Genomic DNA, 17,452 nt, shown 5'->3' with positions numbered 1-17,452 from the left:
TATGAGATTTCAGGTTCACCAGTTTACCCAGCATCTGTTCGATCGGATCTTCATTCGCTATTTCTCTATTCTACGTTTAGCGAATGATCAAGACTGGCATTCAGCATACGTAAGATCATGAGTAACGACTCATATCTCGTAGCATTAGCATTCGGTCTGAATACACCATCCGGTGTACCCTTTACAATCCCCATATCTGATAATGTACCAATCTCTGCCTCTGCCCAGTGACCTATAACATCTTTGAACTTATTGTTTCTCACAAAAGAAGTGTTCATTACTTCTGAAAGCATAGCTACGATTTCCGCTCTGGTGATCGACTGATCCGGTTTGAATGTTCCGTCTAAGTAACCCTTAGCAATGTCTAATGTCTTTAATACAGCAATGGCATTGGCCGCCCAGTGACCTTGAGTGTCTTTAAATTCGGGGGAACCTTCTGACGTTAATCCAAGTGCTCTTACTAGCATAGATGCAAACTCTGCTCTAGTTATCGTAGCACGAGCACGAAATGAACCATCATCATATCCGTTGATAATCCCAAGCTTAGTCGCAAACCCGATTGCTTTAGCATTTGGGGTAATCGCCGGCACATCCTTAAATGATACTACAGGTGCAGAATTCGCTTTTGCTACCAGTGCTTTAATTACATCCATATTAACTCCATCAATGTAGAATGGTTTAGGTGGTGGAATTGAACCTATTTCTTTCTCTGGCTCCGGTGCTGGCTCTGGTGTTGGTGTTGAACTTGGTACTGATGCAGAACCTGAACCTGGTGCTGGTGTCGTTTCACTTACCGTGATTGCAAGCGTCTGTGTTGCTCCTCCGCTGAATGTGAATATCAAGTTTGTCGTACCGACTGACTGACTCGCCAAGTACGCCTTCAGGAATGTAACTGTGTTGCCCACAACCGTGTAATCCGTCCCTAACGTTAGCAAAGTTAAACCGTTCGCGACACTTGTTAATGTGTTACCATTCAGCGTCATCGTTGTCCTTACGTCTGTTTGGGCAGATACCTTCTTATCAAAGTTTACGCTCACAGGGCTGATGAACACCGTTGAACTAATCTCTTCATTAGCAAAAACTAATTCTAAATACTTAGGAGTATGTGAAGCTGTTAGTGTTAATGGAATGGCATTCTCTACAACAGCTCCTATTGGCGTAACAGTTGTTGGAGTGCCGTCCACACTTGCATTTCTACTCAGTAGATATCCTGTTGGCGCCGCTACCTCTTTAACATAGTAAGGCAAGTCATATTTAATTCGATTGAATTCCAGTTCTCCATTTACGGTTACTTTTTCTTGAACCTTATTCCCATATTGATCATACAAGGCAAAGGTTGCACCAGATAATTTAACGTTGTTATCATCTAAATCTGCCTGTTTAACAATTAATTTACCAAGATTACCGTATCCCATGCTTCCAGCTTCCAAGAACGTTACTTGGCGTGAATCGTTAGACTGGTAAGCACCATTGATTGGAACAGCAACATTATCTTTAGAGCCAAATAGATTAATCATGTTGGAAAAGCGAGATCCAGAGGCTACCGTTTCCGTTACATACGTACGGAAAGAAAGCTTATATGCCTTATCAATCGTATCATTGGGAATATTAAATCTAAATTCTCTAGTGGTAGCATCATAGACAATATGAGAGCCATCAAGTAGTACTGGTGTACCTGCACCTAAACCATCATTTCCGTTTGCTGGTAAATTGTCAGGTACGTTAATTGCTCCACCGTATGCGATTAATTCCACGCTTGTTGTATCTAGCTCAAGACCTGCTTGCAGGTTATCAATTAACCAGAATCTATCAACATCTAGCAGCTGATTAAGATTTACTGCATTAGAGTTCAAATATACAACCCAATCAATATACTTATTTCCATTAGTGGTTGGAATACCTTTTTTACTTACAATATGGTTGCTGACGGTTTGAGTTGCTGAATCAGTAGTGGATCTTGTCGTTTTATCATGGATTAATGTCGCTTCATTCTTAACATTAAAATTACCATTATTCAACGTACTATTTTGTGATATGAATTTGGATAGATCCGTAATGGCAGTATCGAAGTAGATCGTGTATTGCTCCGTAATATTGGAATTAAAATCGAAGGTTACGACATCTGTTCCGCTTACCGTTACCAGACCCGTGACAGGATTACTGTTGCGATCAAGTACCCTGACGCTACTGGGTATAAAGGTAAGTCCGGCTGGAATAGTATCGACAATACTTACATTTGGGAGTGCAATAGCAGCGTACAAACTAGGATCAGTTCCTGCTTTCGGTGCACTTGGAGTTGTTGCCCCGTTTTCATTGACAGTCAACTTCCACGTAATCTTACGCCCAGCTACATTTAGATCATAGCCTTCTGCATCCTTTTTCAACACATTGCTTGTATAGCTCTGCGTGCCTGTACTATTACGGGTAATTGTGCCGCTAGAAATGCTTGCTGTGTTTGAAAAGTGACTACTAGAGCTGCTAATAAAGTTAGCTGTAATGTTGTCTGTATTTGCTGGCTTTGTATCAAAGGTAATGGTGTATCGTGAATTAATAGCAGAACCAAAAGTATAACGAAGTGTTGAAGTTCCAGTATTGTAGTTAAATGCGCCGCCAGCATAAGCACTACCTTGATGATCCACAATTCGAACAGAGCCTTGAATATACTGTTGCGTGCTTGGGATACTATCCGTAATCGTTGGTGCAGCCCAATTAATATTTTCACTATTAATATCAATTGACCAAGAAATGACACCGTTCGCTCGGTTATAACCCGCACCTGACGTGTTGAAAAAGTTACTTCCAACTCCTACTGAAGCATTTTTTTCTACTCCGGTTCCAGTAAGGCCATCCCAAGTAAGGACTGCTTCGTTTATGAAATTATATGAGCCATTTGTTTGGAAACGAGCAGGCTCAATTTCAGTTTCGTACGTAATCGTAACCGCGTTTGTAATATTACCCAGGTTGAAGGTAAGTTCTGAGCCGCTTGTTACGGGAGTAACACTAGTACCATTTACAGTTGCTGTTCCAGCAATGTAAGTTAGCCCGGCAGGAAGCGTATCCTTGATAATAGCATTGTTGAATGCCAGTTCGGCTTCATTCACGACAATCGTCCAAGTAATATTTTTTGTATTATTCACTGTCGTTGTAGCATCATAGCTTCCCGATGTACTTAAAATATTGAGTGGAATAGTTACCGTCTTCGGACTATCCACATTCGTTGTCTCGTTATCGTCATGCTCAAGATAAGCGGTATTCCTTACAGGAATGGACGGATCTCCTGCTTCTAGCGCCGCAAGTAATGCTGTTTCCTTTAATGACGTAGTAAAGGTAATGACCTGTCGCGTTGTAATATTGCCCAATGCAATAGATAAGCTGCTTCCATTATCTATTACAGATCCTGGTGGTAACCCTCCATTCACTCGTATCGATAATTCATTCAGAATCTGGCTATCTGGAATCATATCAACGAGCACTGCATTATTAACAGCAACATTTTCCTTGTTTACTGTAATTGTCCACCCAATGTCTGTTCCATTAACTAATGCTCCATTCTTTTGCACAGTAACTTTATCTGGCTGGAGAGCAAGATCCGCCTGAAAAGCCTGATCTGCCTTTAAGGTTAACGGTACCGTATCTTTCTCTAGATCAGGTGTATCAATAAGTGTAGCTCCTGACATTGTTCCTACCTTTGTTCTTATATCTACACTTTGAATAAATTGAGAAGCTACTTCCCTTGTCACATCGGTACTAGCAGCTGATACGTATGTAATGAATACGTTTGAAAACGAACTGATCAGCAGGACAATAACTAGTAAAAACATAAATAAAATCTTTGCATATTTCCGCACTATGTTCTCTCATCCTTCCACAAACTATTTGATAGATTTTCTTTAAGTCTACCAAGACATTTTAAAGCCAACTAAAGGAGATTATAGTCCTACTAAAGTAGTATGCCGCAACAATTCTTATTCACTTGTGATGCGCTTCAGCGTGAATGAGCTTCAACGAACCTGACCGTTAACATAATGAATTAACGCAAAACAACGATGAGATATACGCCTAATCGGTATTGGTACAAGTTCTTGTCTACTCTGGTCGGTACAAGAACTTGTACCGATAAAATAAAAAAGCCGCTAATATAGCGACTTTAATGGGAACATGTTCTTGTCCCACGACAAGTCCCTTGGAAGGAACCGACGTGTTCTTTGATCGTTATCTATTCTTAGCTATACTGCAGTCTATCCTTGTACCAAACGTCCGGAATCATCTCACGCTCCAGTTCCAACAATTCATGGATGATCTTGTCCGCGTCACTAATGGAATTCACGAGCGGGTCGGTGAGCATCGCCCTTCTCAGCTTCTCGTAGCTCTGTTCCAGAACAGCTTCAACCGTAAGCTCATGCGTATCCAGTACAAGTTCTTGCATGCCTCTTATCCCACGCGGCATCTCGCCTACATGGAGTGGTTTCGCCCCATCCATATCTACATCGCATAGTAGTTCCAGGAACGAATCCGCATTCATATTGGTTACCGCGCCTTGATTGAGCGTATTGATGAAGAATTTTTTGCCCAAGTTCCCCACCATATTCTCGATGATATCAGTTGCATGATCCGGCCCAAAAGTACTCATGTAATCGGAAATCGGGATGTTTCCTGTAAGGAAGTTATCGACCTGCTGCCACATCTCATCGTGGCGCTGATACCTGTCCTCTGTCTCCCAGATCGATAATGGCGGGATGGTGTCCGCAGTTTTGCCAAGACCCTGCCAATACCGAACGTATTCCTTCGTATGCGCCGTGCAAGTGGGAATGATTCCGAAAATATCATATAGTTCATAGGTAATCGCATCGTTAAAAAGAGCTTTTGCGCCGCGATCACCGCCATTATTCTCATCACCTGCCAGCTTGTGCATGGCTTCTGCGATTGTAGGCATCACATTTTTTCCTTCATACTCGGCTTTGAGCAACCAAGTGAAATGATTGACACCAGCGATGCGAAAATCGAAGTTCAGGTTGATCTCTTCCGTGAACTGGCTATTGTCTCCAATGATGCCGGCTCGTACGGCATAATAGGCTTTCTTATGCGGCATATGATGACTATCGCACAACGCAAATGATTTGAGCTTCGGTGCATAACGATGTAAAGCGATGCCGTGAACGGTAGACGGGTTAATATAATTGATCACCCACGCATCTGGACATAACTCCTCGATATCTTTGGCGCATTCCATGATAACCGGCAGTTCCCGCATCGCACGAAAGATTCCACCAGGGCCAATTGTATCGCCGGAACACATGCGAATCCCATACTTTAGAGAAACCTGGCAGTCGATCCCTCGATATTTCACCGATTGCTCCGCAAAGCTGAGTACAACGAAGTCGGCTCCCGGAAGCACCTGTCTTCGGTCCACCGAGCCTTCAATCTTTAAGGATACGTTGTTCTCCTGCGCAACCCTTTCCGCCAGTGTTACCATTTTCGAGAGCCGTTCCTCGTCCGTATCCACCAAAGCCAACGTTCCCTGATTTAAATATGGGGAGTGTACCATCTGCCAGATGGACTGACGACCAAAAAATAGGCTGCCCGCCCCAATAACGACTACCTTTGGATGCTGTGTGCTTGTAGCATTCATCAATAACCCCTCCTCGTAACGATATAAGTTCATTATAGGTGAGTGAGCTGAAATCAGAATGGGTGATAGTTTTCAAAACATGTCATATGGTACGATAGTTAACAAGAAATAAATCCTTTGTTATGATAGCTAAAAATGAAGGATGTCATAAAGTAGAGAGGATGAGTTGGATTAGATGCATCCGGAGACTGTAAATATGAGTATAATTGACGAACTTTCGGAGTATATCACACTTCGCATGAGCTCTTATTTGGAACAAACGCACGACAGCAATTGGACGGAGCACAAGTCTCATTCCGATTATGATCTGTGGTTCATTACAGCAGGCTCCGTCAAGATTACCATTGATGGAATCGAGCATATGGCGGGCCCGGGCGACGTGGTGTTTTTTTATCCGGACATGCCTTACACTGCTTCCACGACCGGCGAGCTGTGCCGATTCGTATACATGCACTTTGATTTCAGCATCGCTGAGCAAAAGCGAATTCTCGGCGAGTTTCAACTCCCGGGCATCGTACCTGGCAACCTGATTCAGGAGGAATCAATGCTGTTCACTTCGTCCTATCGAAGATTCAAGCAGAGTAGCGGCGCTTCCGGAAGTCCACTCTACTTGAAAGCCTCTCTGCTTCTCGTCATCGCCAAAATTTTTGAATTACACAAGCAAGGCCTGTATCACGGTGAGTTTCTGAAAGATCGAAAACTGAGGAAAATCGAAGGAAGTCTGGAGGTTCTGCAGAATGTCTTCCCATACGTGGATGCGAATCTGCATCGGGCCATCCGAGTTAGCGAGCTTGCAGCTATTGCTGGCGTTTCTGAGAAATATTTTATTTCGTTGTTCAAGAAAATTCTAGGTATTACACCAGGGCAGTACATCAATCAGATCAAAATGAATCGGGCCAGAGACTATCTGTACGAGAAAAAATATACGATCCAGCAAATTGCCGGATTTCTGGGGTATCCCGATCCCTTTACGTTCTCCAAAGCATTCAAAAAATTCTACAACGTGTCTCCTTCCAAATTCGAATAACATGCCGCAGAGAAACAAAGAGGTAACCGGTCGATCCGGCTGCCTCTTTGTTTTGGTTGATCATTAATTATTCGTAGTGTAATGTGCGTCCCTTCAGCGCTCCTAATACTCAAAAGGAGCTTCAGTTGAATACATCTCATGGAAAAATCCTTTATATGGTATATCCTCTTCCAGACATTTAATGAGATACAACAGTTCTTCGTTAGCTTCCGGTTCTTTGCCAGCACGCTGCATTTCCTCAAAATGATCCACAATATTCTCCAGAAGGTTGACTTGAATAAATAAAGGCAGCTTCTCCAGCATGGTATCAGAAATCGGGGTTTCTGATGTGTATCCGGCGAGCGCGGTTTGGAAATAGTCATCCATGAACTGTTACGTTTGTCCGCTTCAGGTTCAAATTGAACCCAACCAACTCCGTTTATCCACAAACTTGCGAGGTCAAACATGTACCAGCTAAAACAGGAATTGTCGAAATCATATACCGTGATCTGTCCCGTATCAAAATCGATCGAATAATTCCCGTCATAATAATCGAAATGGATCATGCCAAATGTCTCCTGGCTCGCCCCCAATTCTTTTACCACTTGGAGAAGTTCCACCATTTTGCTTCTGAGCAGAAAAAATGATTCAGGAACCAACCTCTCGATATACTCTGCATTATATTTGTCCAAAAGATGATACCTGCGATGAACGGGTACATAGCTTTTCGACAGCTGATGCATTTTGCCCAGAATTTTGCCGCTATTATAATAGTATTCGGTAAGTGGAACACCTCCCCGGTACTGATAATGGTTCTCTGCTTCTGTCAGATAAAAAAGACACCCGTAGAATTAGCAATTCACGCCCCTCTTGCTCGCAAGTGTAAACCACATTACGTCCACCCTCATGAGGCGGAATAAGCTGAATATTGTAACCCTCTAGATGAAACAGCTCGGGTACCAGCGTCAGTACATGTGTATTGCTGATGTTAACAGCTTCGTTAAAATTAATAATAATCTCTTCCAGTAAACATTGTTGGGACGGTTTCCCGCACTGCAATGTCCACAAAAGGAATCTCTGTAACGATTCCAGATTATTCTATTCCTTTTCCGACGCTGTAGCCTCGTAATAGTACCGAATCAAAATGTCCTGATCGTAGTTACCGAACCCTCTCCCGAACAACGTAAGTCCGCCTCGACCGGGCACCCCTTCTTCCGGTCTTAATCCAAACGTCCAGTAGGTGGAAGAATCCAGTTGCAAATCATGGACACGCACATCCGAGATGCGCTGTCCATCCATAAACGTCCCTTCTCCATTGATACGCAGCACCTTCAGCACGCCATACTGGTTGACGTCCAATTTCCACCATAGCGGTGTGTGTTTGCCTTTCCGATCCCCAAAGTCCCCTAGGCTTGTCCATGTTCCCAGGTTTTTGCCATTAAGGGAAAAGCGGATGTCCGACGGCCAGTTTTCATTGACTTGGGGTGCTTCCGAACTGAGTTCGAGTGAAATTTCAATTTCCTGGAGATGCTGTTCTGCATTCAGATAATTGGGAATCTTATATTCCAGAAAACCTCGTGCCAACCAAAGAATACCCGCATTCACCCGATCCGGGTCCATGAAGCAGGCTGGCGTGTCGTATTGTCCAATCATTTGCGTCGTTGTTGCAATGCCACAGGTAGGCCAAGCTTCGTAATCCGTATACTGACCAACCGGAATAGAGACTTCATGGTAAGGAGCATCCACTGGTTCAGGAGAGAGATTAATAGTCATAAATTCTTGCATAATAAAGCAGTATTTATACGTTCCACCATTCTCACGCTTCATGCGACTGCCTACGATGCCTGCTTTTTGTAATTTGCTCACATGTGTACTAACGATAGCTTTGCTCAGATACAGCTCTTTGGCAAGCGCATTGATATGCATCTCCCTGTTTTGCAATAATAAGCGAACGATATTTAAACGGGCCTCGCTGGCGAGCGCCTCATATATGATCAAGGATGAGGAATCCGTGCCAAGCATCATGAACTTCACTTCCCTATCTCTCTAGAATTCAATATATTATTGATTAAGAATTCGCTATTTAGCGAACCCTGTAGAATAAGCTTGCTCAATATAATAGCATTATGATACACATTAGATAACAAATCAATAAGTTGATTTTGCTTTTATGCGAACTCAATGTGAAAATAAGGTTTATTATACACCTAAAATTAATTCTATGGAGGTTTTCTCATTGCTTACATCCAAAATGCTTATCGATAAAGATTTTCAGATTGCTGAAGTAGATCCGCGTGTTTATGGTTCATTTATAGAACATCTGGGACGGGCCGTATACGGCGGTATTTACGATCCAGGTCATCCTACTGCCGATGCTCAAGGTTTCCGTCAGGACGCCATTGAAGCGATCAAGGCTCTGAACGTACCCATCGTTCGGTATCCGGGAGGCAATTTCGTATCCGGTTATAATTGGGAGGACGGCGTTGGTCCCGTAGCGGAGCGTAAACGCAGACTTGAACTGGCATGGTGGACCATTGAAACGAATGCCGTAGGAACGAACGAATTTGCAGACTGGGCCAAGCTGGTTGGAACCGAAGTGATGATGGCAGTTAACCTGGGTACTCGGGGTATCGACGCGGCGAGAAATCTGGTGGAATACTGCAACCATCCATCCGGCACATACTGGAGTGATCTGCGGGTCTCTCACGGTTACAAGGACCCGCATAAATTCAAAACGTGGTGTCTGGGCAACGAAATGGATGGACCTTGGCAGATTGGTGCGATGACTGCATATGAATATGGCCGTATTGCCAATGAGACCGCTAAAGCAATGAAATGGGTTGATCCGGATATCGAACTTGTGGCGTGTGGCAGCTCCAGCCGCGACATGAGTACATTTGCAGATTGGGAAGCAACCGTGCTTGATCTCACCTATGAAAATGTAGACTACTTGTCCCTGCATCAGTATTACAATAACAACAGAGACAACACGTATGACTTCCTGGCGACATCGCTGGATCTGGATCAATTTATTGATAGTGTTGCTTCGATCTGTGATTTTGTACAAGCCAAGAAACGCAGCAAGAAGAAATTGATGCTGTCCCTGGATGAATGGAATGTCTGGAAATCCATTGGCACAAGCCGTATGGAAGAACGCTGGCAGATTGCTCCTCCTGAATTTGAAGATGTATACACGCATGAAGATGCACTAGCCGTGGGCTGTTACCTTATTACCATTCTCAAGCACGCCGACCGTGTAAAAATGGCTTGCCTTGCTCAGTTGATTAACACCATTGCACCAATCATGACTGAAAATAATGGAGCAATCTGGTTCCAGACGACGTATTTCCCGTTCCTGCACGCCTCCAATTTCGGACGCGGTACAGTGCTGCGGTCCATCACAACTTCACCTAAATATGATTCCAAAGACTTCACGGATGTGCCTTATCTGGAAGCGATCAGTGTGCATGATGAAGAGAACGGCACGATCACAATCTTTGCGGTGAACAGACATCTAGATGAGCAAATGGAACTGAATGTAGATCTGCGTTCCTTCGGCGAAACGACATTCGTGGAACATATCGTATTGGAGAACAACGACTTGAAAGCCACCAATACCAAAGAAAACCCACGTAACGTTGTTCCTCACAACGGCGGATATACAACGGTTGACCAGGGTAAAGTGCAAGCAGTCTTGAACAAAGCATCATGGAACGTGATTCGCCTCAAAACCAAACAGGCATAATAAGAGCGGGAAAGAATTTTCTCCTACTCTGCAACATCAGCATTGTTTTTCGCACCGCGTGCAGCTCCCTGCGCGCGGTGTTTTGCTGTATGACGGTGGTCGGTCGGACTAACGATCACAGGAAACGCTATGTTACAGAATCAGCACCTTTTTCACACGATATCTCGCATTTTGCCACGAATAAGGTTTCTGAGGTTCATCAGCTTCCTTCTTCCGATGTCGTTTCTCGTATGTAGCAAGATAAACAAATAAGCCACCCTCCGCTTAAGATACGGAGAGCAGCTTGCAGTGAACCATCGAATGGACAATATGTGGAGCGCATCACCCAGCACTACAGCATTGCTTTGTTCATGAGTCAACGAAGGTTGTGTTCTATATCACGATTTTCATTTCAAGTATTATCCTTGTTGTGCTTCCTCTTCATCTTCGGTTTCAGCCTGAGCTGCTTGGCTCTGCGGAGCCATCAGCCCTTGAACTGCCCCCATAAATGGCTGAATCTGCTTAATCATGCCATACCCCATTTTGACCACAGGTGTAAACCGCTGGATCATGCCAAATAACCGCATACCACCGCCTAACATACCTCCAATCGAGCCTGCACCGCCAACTCCGCCGAAGCCACCTAACAATGAGCCTAGCATAGGCATGAAAGATGATACCTGAGCTGGCCGAGAGGTTGAACGAGACATCGAACGGGATCGCACCTGCGACTTGCGAATGCTGTTCGCCCGTTTACGGTTCCGAGAGGAGACTGTTTTTCTCGTAGCACCTGCTTTAGGTTTGGTTTTGTGAGTACTTCCTCCAGATGAGGGTGCTGTGATTGCAGCCTGAGTAAGCTTTCCGCCCCCGGTAAGCACTACGCCTTCGCTGTTAACACCAGAGATGTACCCGACGTACGTTTCGCCATTATGAAGAGTTACGCAGACTGGGTGATCCTTAAGCCGTTTCACCCGGACGTGTATTTCATTGGTTTTAGCCATGGAATTCACCTCACTTGACTTGATCTACTTCAGTCTACGCAATGGGTGGACGACTTGCCTGTGCGAATAACACATCCGTGTGCCTAAGCAAGAAGATTCTTACATGCTTCCTCAAATATGCTCAATATACCTCTCATTCAAAATATGACCCATACGATATGTGTGCTCTGCCAATTCAGATTTCACATATGAATCTACATCACTCTTTTCGATATTGTACATGACTTCCAATTCTTTAGAAAAAAGAAGGTGTCCCAGTCTGATTTTCTGCTCCAACGAGGTTATCTGTTTGGGTTTCAGATCACCACCCAGCACCTGCTGAAGGGCTTGCACATAGGTTTCAAGAGAACGCGCTCCGACAACTTTCAACCCTTGGTTCTCTTCATTCACAATGATTATGGATGGGAAACCTCTAACGCCCAAACTAGCCACACTCTCAAAGTCTTCCTCTAATAAATCTTGTGCAGATTGCTGTGCAGCCGCTTCAACCAATTCTTTTCCATTCAAGCCCAGTTGATCGACGATATCCGTCAGCACATCATCTTCTCCAATATTTCGATTAAATGCAAACACGGCTTCACGGGCACGTCTTAAAAAGTCATGCTCTTTACCAGGGTGAGCACTCTGAATGACCTTAAATACCCGAGATGGCGGATAGGAAGAAAGTATGGGATTATCGTGCCATAAGGAACCGTCGATGGGCATGCGTGAATGCTCACCTACTTCCTTCCAATGCGCTGCAACGTCCGAGGGCTTCTGAATCCCATTAGCGCCATCCGAGAAACCATTCCAGTTAGCCAGGAGCCCACCCATTTTGATTTGCATCTTAAAGTAATGACCGTATTCCTCAACAAACCGATGAAGCACAGGCTCAAGCGCCCAGCAGTGAGAGCAAATCGGATCTGTTGCGTAATAAAGAGTTATCTTTTTCTCAACGTGATTCAGATTGATTTCTTGCATCGCTTCTTCCTCGCTCACACCACATACGCCTGTTTCCAGATCACACATCATAGATTCGTTACTCACACTTATCCCGCCTTTATCTTGTCTTATGAATTGATTTTCTTGTGTTAGTTTGATTATAATGTCTACAAACTTCTGAACAAGTACGATTCTTTTTCTGACTTAGTATCAAAAAGTATACTATTGGAGGGTATCAAGTGAAATACGAGTTTAATTTTGATCAGTTATGTCCAGCGACTTATGCATTTCAGGTCATTGGAGGCAAGTGGAATCTTCCGATCTTGGCAATCCTTAGTGAAAATGACTGTATACGTTACAATGAATTAAAAAGAAGACTGCCTGGCATTACTGGAACGATGCTAACGAACTGTTTAAAGGATTTGATTCATTACGGCATCGTGAATCGGGAGCAATATAACGAGGTTCCACCGAGAGTGGAGTATTCGCTCACAGCATCGGGCAAGGAATTGGTTCCTTTAATTGAATCCGTGGTCATGTGGGGTCAGAAAAATATGACTGCAGGCGTCAAGGGACAAGATATATAACCCCTGGCCTACTGTAACCCCTAAGCCTAGATCTTCATTTTTGAATCGCTATGCACAATTTGTTCAACGGCAAAAAGGCTATTTTACCGGACCATTATGTCCTTTGAAATAGCCTTCCTCTATAAATACAAGACGCCGCTTGTTTACGACGTGTGCATGTCTAACCATTGAGGTCCTCATCTTCCTCATTTCCTAAATACATAACCGTTGTTTCTCCCTCAACCAATCTAATGATCTGCTTTCGTAATTTTGAGGGCAATAAAGGTTGTTGGATCAGGTTTTTAATGTCAAGCCATTCATATTCTACTTGATTTTCGTCACTTGGCAGAATAGATCTATTATTGTCCATTAAACCTATGTATTCGGCTAAAAAAACAAAATCTACACGATGAAGAGCTGCGCCATACACACCTTCAATAACGAATTCCAATGATAACGGTTCTACGTCTACTCCGATTTCTGCTGCTACTTCTCTCTTCACGGCATCAGTCAGCGTTTCACCTGCATTCTGACTCCCGCCAGGCAAGAGATAGATTACATCGCCATTATCTTCCTGCCTAATCGCAAGCATTCTCCCATCTTTGATAATTAATGCTTTTGCAGAATTTCTAATCTTTCTCTCCATTGCTAATCCCCCATATATATCTGTATCAAAATGTTGAAGGTTCATTACATTTCACTTCACGATCTCCATGAAGCGTATTTTAACATATACGTCTAAACAAATTCTGAACAATCATTGTAACTCATTCTTAGCGACCTGAATGAAAGCAGTCATGGACGGAGATAGCCACTTCTCCCGATGCCAGAGCATTTGTGCAGAAAAGCATATTTCAGACAGATCCCACGGTAAAGCAACCAGTTCCGCCTCGCTTAACTCTTTCTTCAGAGCCATTTCAGGCAACAGCGCGATCCCTAGACCGGCCACAGCGCATTGTTTAATAGCTTCTACACTATGAAACTCCAGTTCTGTCAGAGCATCCGCACCTTTTTTCAGTAGAGCTTGATCAAAGTACGTGCGATACGAACAGTTCTTTTCGGTTAACAAGAAATGCTGTTTGTGGAAGTCATCAATAACCAACGCAGAACGTGATGCTAGCACATGATCGGAAGAAACCACCAATTGAAAGGTCTCATCCTTTAAAAACTCGGAATGAAGATCTTTGGAAGTAACCGGCTCATCCAATACAAAAACGACATCGGCCTGTCCTTCTCTCAGACTCGTTTTAAGCTCTTGGCCAGACAACGGACGGAATAATAACCGCACACCAGGATACTCCGCACGGAAGCGTTTGAACAAGGATGGAAGAAGATAAGCACACAGCACTTCATCTGCCCCGATGACAACCGTTCCAGCCAATTCCCCCTGTTGACTAGATATGCATTTTGCTTCCTCTACATCGTTTAAAATCTTAGTGGCATATGGCAAAAATTGTTGGCCAGCATCCGTTAACACGACCCTTTTTCCTAATCGATCCAGCAATTTCACACCGAGTTCTTCTTCCAGCGATTTGATTTGCATGGTTATGGTAGACGGTACATAGCTCAATAATTCAGCAGTTTGGTTAAAGCTGCAGGTCGATGCAAGCGTGCAAAAGGTTTTTAATTGGCGTATTTCCATGAATCAGGCACCTCCTTTGTTCAAAATAAATGAATGTTTCGTTCAATTATGTTTCATTGAATTGATGATAGACGTATTGTAGAGTGAAATCAAGTTATTACTATATTGTAAGGAGAATCTAGCCATGAATGATTATGAAACCTATAACCTTGGAGATACACTACTTCAATCGGGACAACAGCTCCCTCAAGCCTTTATTGCTTACAAGACCTATGGAACGTTAAATGCCGCAAAAGACAATGTTATTGTCGTTCCAACCTGGTTTGCTGGACTTCACACAGATAATGAATGGTTGATTGGAGCACATAAGACACTGGATCCCAGTCGATATTTTATCGTCGTGCCCAATATGTTGGGTAACGGATTATCATCCTCTCCCAGCAATACCCCTGCCCCATATGATAAGCAGAACTTCCCCCTCATCTCCATGTATGACAATGTGCGTGCCCAACATCAACTAATCACTCAAAAGTTTGGTATCACCAAAATCCAACTCGTTGTGGGCTGGTCTCTGGGTGCTATGCAGGTTTTTCAATGGGGAACGAGTTATCCCGAGATGGTCGAACGGATCGCCCCTTTTGGCGGAACGGCAAAGAGCAGACCGCATACACAGCTCGTGTTCGAATCCATGATCGCAGCGTTACAGGCCGATTCGAATTTTAAAAATGGTAGATATGAGCGCCCTCCAGTTGCCGGTCTCGCAGCAATGGGAAGAGCTTATGCTCCATGGGGGTTTTCGCAGGCGTATTATTTGGAGAAATTGTATCACACCGAAGGCTACGATACCTTGAAATCTTATGTAGAAGATTACTGGGACCAGGTGTTTTTATCCTTTGATGCTAACGACTTGATTACCATGCTGCGTACTGGAATATATGGCGACATCAGCAATAATCCCCTAGATGACGGCAACTTCGAACTGGCGTTAAGCAGGATCACTTCTCCTGCACTCGTTATGCCGGGGTCAAGTGACTTGTTCTTCACGCCAGAAGATAGTGCCTATGATGTTCAACATATGCCGAACGCTGTTTTTCAACCTATAGAGTCCAAGTGGGGACACTGCTTCGGCATCGGAGCTAATGAAGCAGATTCACTCGTTATCGATCGACATCTCAAGCAATTTGTGGAGACATGAGTAAAAAAAGAAGGAGTAAAAAGTAAAAAAAGTGCACTGAACTCATTAATCTTTTCTCCGCCCTGACTCGAAAGTAAAAAAACATATGGGTTCTCGTCAATAACTTTTATATCACGTTCCCCCTTTCTCGTTTAGAATATTTTCAAGAAAGCGTTATTGAAATATGACTGATAAGGGGGAAAAGAAATGAACAAGAAAACCAAAACTTTAGTCTTGTCTTTATGCATGTCAACCTTATTACTCGCAGCCTGTAGCAATGGAAGCAGCACGGAGAAGGATGCAACTACGGACCCCGATTCCAACGAGGCTGGAACGACAACCATTCACACCGTGACGTCAGAATACACTTCTGCCAAGTATCCAAAGGGCGATGATATCACAAACAATGTGTGGATTAAGCGCTACAAGGAGAAATTCAATATCGATGTCAAAACAGACTGGGTCAGCGATGAGTATGATACAAAACTTAATTTGGCTATCGCATCCAACGATCTTCCTGACGTATTCAGGGTGAATCCATCACAACTCAGACAGTTGGTCGAAGCAGACATGGTCATGGACCTTTCCGAGGTCTTTAATCAACACGCTTCAGATCGTCTCAAAGGTTATATGGAAGCAGATGCAGACAGTTACGAATCTGGAAAGAAGGACGGCAAGCTGTACGGCATACCACAGATGCACTGGGGATTAATTGAACAACCAGACTTCATCTGGATTCGGAACGACTGGAAAGAAGAATTGGGAGTCCAGGATCCGAAGTCTGTGGAAGACATCAAGAATATTGCACTGAAATTCATGGAAAAGCACGGAGGTTATGGTATAGCGGTAGATCAATCGTTAGATTACCTCAACCTGCTCGCCATTGCATGGAATGCGCATCCGGATATGTGGATGGAGGATAACAGTGGAAAATTAGTGTATGGATCAGTGCAACCCGAGATGAAGAATGCGCTGGCTGAGTGGTCAGAATGGTACAAGCGAGGCATCATTGATCCGGAGTTTGCAATCAAAGACTTTAATGCGATGAACGCGGACATTGTAGCCGGCAAAGTGGGCATGCAACCTTATTACCAATGGTGGGGTTATAATCCGGGTGTCGATACGGTATCCAATCTGGGTAAGGACGCCATCTTCTACCCTTATATCATCCCTACCGTCGATGGGAAAGAAGCAAAACAATCCATCTTCTTCGCCAACAACAATTATATCGTCATGAAAAAGGGATTTAAAAGCCCTGAAGAAGTGATCAAAATTTTGAACGACTATGCTTATATTGTTGATGAAGGCAATGGCAAGGAATCCACAGAAACGCTATCTGCCTTGCTGGACAACGATATTGCCCATGTAGTTGGAGCGTTCCGTGTACTTAATCCGAATTCCGATTACGAGCAATTTGAGGCGGTCTCCGCTGCTCTTCAATCCAAGGATACCAGTGGACTCACAACTTCGGGTATGTGGCAAAAATATAACAACAGTGTGGAGTTCATGGAGAATGCTACACCAGGAGCAGTCGGCGACTATTTGCAACAAGGTGCTCCAAAGAATGCGTATGGTCTTGCCAAGAAAGTACTCGACAGCGAGAACTACACCAAGACGGCCCTATGGGGGGTTACGCCAGAAATCCTGTCAAGCTACGGCACAACCTTGGATGATATCCTGACCGAAGGCTTCACCAAGATTATTATGGGTAGCGAAAGTATCGATTATTTCGATCTGATTGTCCAGAATTGGCGTGCAGCCGGAGGCGATGACGCAACCCAGGCAGTCAATGAGGCATACGGAAAATAATGAGTCTGTTGCCAAGAAGGGATGGGAATGTTCTCGTCTC

Annotated in this window: 13 protein-coding genes and 1 pseudogene; 5 read left to right on the top strand and 9 right to left on the bottom strand. The window is 43.9% G+C overall.

Annotated elements, in window-relative coordinates:
* Positions 1-65: 65 nt before the first annotated feature.
* Together PAHA3_RS09330 and PAHA3_RS09325 are read right to left on the bottom strand one after the other, a co-directional pair.
* Complete coding sequence (locus PAHA3_RS09330) at positions 66-3,848, bottom strand: S-layer homology domain-containing protein (protein ID WP_062834485.1); 3,783 nt, start codon at positions 3,846-3,848, stop codon at positions 66-68.
* Positions 3,849-4,222: 374 nt separating this feature from the next.
* A complete protein-coding gene (locus PAHA3_RS09325; protein WP_062834484.1) occupies positions 4,223-5,629 on the bottom strand; it encodes a family 4 glycosyl hydrolase in 1,407 nt (468 codons plus the stop codon).
* A gap of 175 nt (positions 5,630-5,804) precedes the next feature.
* Between PAHA3_RS09325 and PAHA3_RS09320 the strand changes: the two genes are divergently transcribed.
* Complete coding sequence (locus PAHA3_RS09320; protein WP_062834483.1) at positions 5,805-6,656, top strand: AraC family transcriptional regulator; 852 nt, start codon at positions 5,805-5,807, stop codon at positions 6,654-6,656.
* 102 nt (positions 6,657-6,758) lie between these two features.
* Here PAHA3_RS09320 and PAHA3_RS30815 read toward each other — a convergent pair whose 3' ends face one another.
* The 3 genes and pseudogenes from PAHA3_RS30815 to PAHA3_RS09310 all read right to left on the bottom strand — a co-directional run bounded on the left by PAHA3_RS30815 (position 6,759) and on the right by PAHA3_RS09310 (position 8,660).
* Positions 6,759-7,022, bottom strand: coding sequence for a hypothetical protein (locus tag PAHA3_RS30815; RefSeq protein ID WP_235599497.1), 264 nt, complete (start codon positions 7,020-7,022; stop codon positions 6,759-6,761).
* Positions 7,023-7,126: 104 nt separating this feature from the next.
* Positions 7,127-7,465: pseudogene (locus tag PAHA3_RS30810) on the bottom strand (phosphotransferase); the annotation flags it as partial.
* Between the two features lie 268 nt (positions 7,466-7,733).
* On the bottom strand, positions 7,734-8,660 hold the full coding sequence (locus tag PAHA3_RS09310) for an ArsR/SmtB family transcription factor (protein WP_062834482.1): 927 nt from the start codon (positions 8,658-8,660) through the stop codon (positions 7,734-7,736).
* 226 nt (positions 8,661-8,886) lie between these two features.
* On the opposite strand from PAHA3_RS09310, the gene arfA reads away from it, so the two are divergent.
* A complete protein-coding gene (arfA, locus tag PAHA3_RS09305; protein ID WP_167350906.1) occupies positions 8,887-10,380 on the top strand; it encodes an arabinosylfuranosidase ArfA in 1,494 nt (497 codons plus the stop codon).
* Positions 10,381-10,778: 398 nt separating this feature from the next.
* Here arfA and PAHA3_RS09300 read toward each other — a convergent pair whose 3' ends face one another.
* Together PAHA3_RS09300 and PAHA3_RS09295 are read right to left on the bottom strand one after the other, a co-directional pair.
* Complete coding sequence (locus PAHA3_RS09300) at positions 10,779-11,360, bottom strand: hypothetical protein (RefSeq protein WP_062834480.1); 582 nt, start codon at positions 11,358-11,360, stop codon at positions 10,779-10,781.
* A gap of 111 nt (positions 11,361-11,471) precedes the next feature.
* On the bottom strand, positions 11,472-12,386 hold the full coding sequence (locus PAHA3_RS09295; RefSeq protein ID WP_062834479.1) for a DsbA family oxidoreductase: 915 nt from the start codon (positions 12,384-12,386) through the stop codon (positions 11,472-11,474).
* A gap of 134 nt (positions 12,387-12,520) precedes the next feature.
* Here PAHA3_RS09295 and PAHA3_RS09290 point away from each other — a divergent pair, with 134 nt between their 5' ends.
* Positions 12,521-12,868 (top strand): winged helix-turn-helix transcriptional regulator, encoded by a 348-nt coding sequence (locus PAHA3_RS09290; RefSeq protein ID WP_062834478.1) that lies wholly within the window; start codon positions 12,521-12,523, stop codon positions 12,866-12,868.
* A gap of 160 nt (positions 12,869-13,028) precedes the next feature.
* Here PAHA3_RS09290 and PAHA3_RS09285 read toward each other — a convergent pair whose 3' ends face one another.
* Both PAHA3_RS09285 and PAHA3_RS09280 read right to left on the bottom strand, forming a co-directional pair.
* Positions 13,029-13,493 carry an NUDIX domain-containing protein gene (locus PAHA3_RS09285; RefSeq protein ID WP_062834477.1) on the bottom strand — a complete coding sequence of 155 codons (465 nt, stop codon included), beginning with the start codon at positions 13,491-13,493 and terminating at the stop codon, positions 13,029-13,031.
* 111 nt (positions 13,494-13,604) lie between these two features.
* Positions 13,605-14,489 carry a LysR family transcriptional regulator gene (locus PAHA3_RS09280; RefSeq protein ID WP_062834476.1) on the bottom strand — a complete coding sequence of 295 codons (885 nt, stop codon included), beginning with the start codon at positions 14,487-14,489 and terminating at the stop codon, positions 13,605-13,607.
* A 124-nt stretch (positions 14,490-14,613) separates the two neighbouring features.
* Between PAHA3_RS09280 and PAHA3_RS09275 the strand changes: the two genes are divergently transcribed.
* Both PAHA3_RS09275 and PAHA3_RS09270 read left to right on the top strand, forming a co-directional pair.
* The gene (locus tag PAHA3_RS09275) at positions 14,614-15,624 is read left to right on the top strand and encodes an alpha/beta fold hydrolase (protein WP_062834475.1); all 1,011 of its coding nucleotides are present in this window, start codon (positions 14,614-14,616) and stop codon (positions 15,622-15,624) included.
* A gap of 186 nt (positions 15,625-15,810) precedes the next feature.
* Complete coding sequence (locus PAHA3_RS09270; protein ID WP_062834474.1) at positions 15,811-17,412, top strand: extracellular solute-binding protein; 1,602 nt, start codon at positions 15,811-15,813, stop codon at positions 17,410-17,412.
* Positions 17,413-17,452 lie beyond the last annotated feature (40 nt).

The sequence above is a fragment of the Paenibacillus amylolyticus genome, from assembly GCF_001570725.1.
Lineage (GTDB): Bacteria > Bacillota > Bacilli > Paenibacillales > Paenibacillaceae > Paenibacillus > Paenibacillus amylolyticus_A.
Note: the sequence above shows the minus strand (reverse complement) of the source record. Positions and strands in the feature narration are given on the sequence as shown.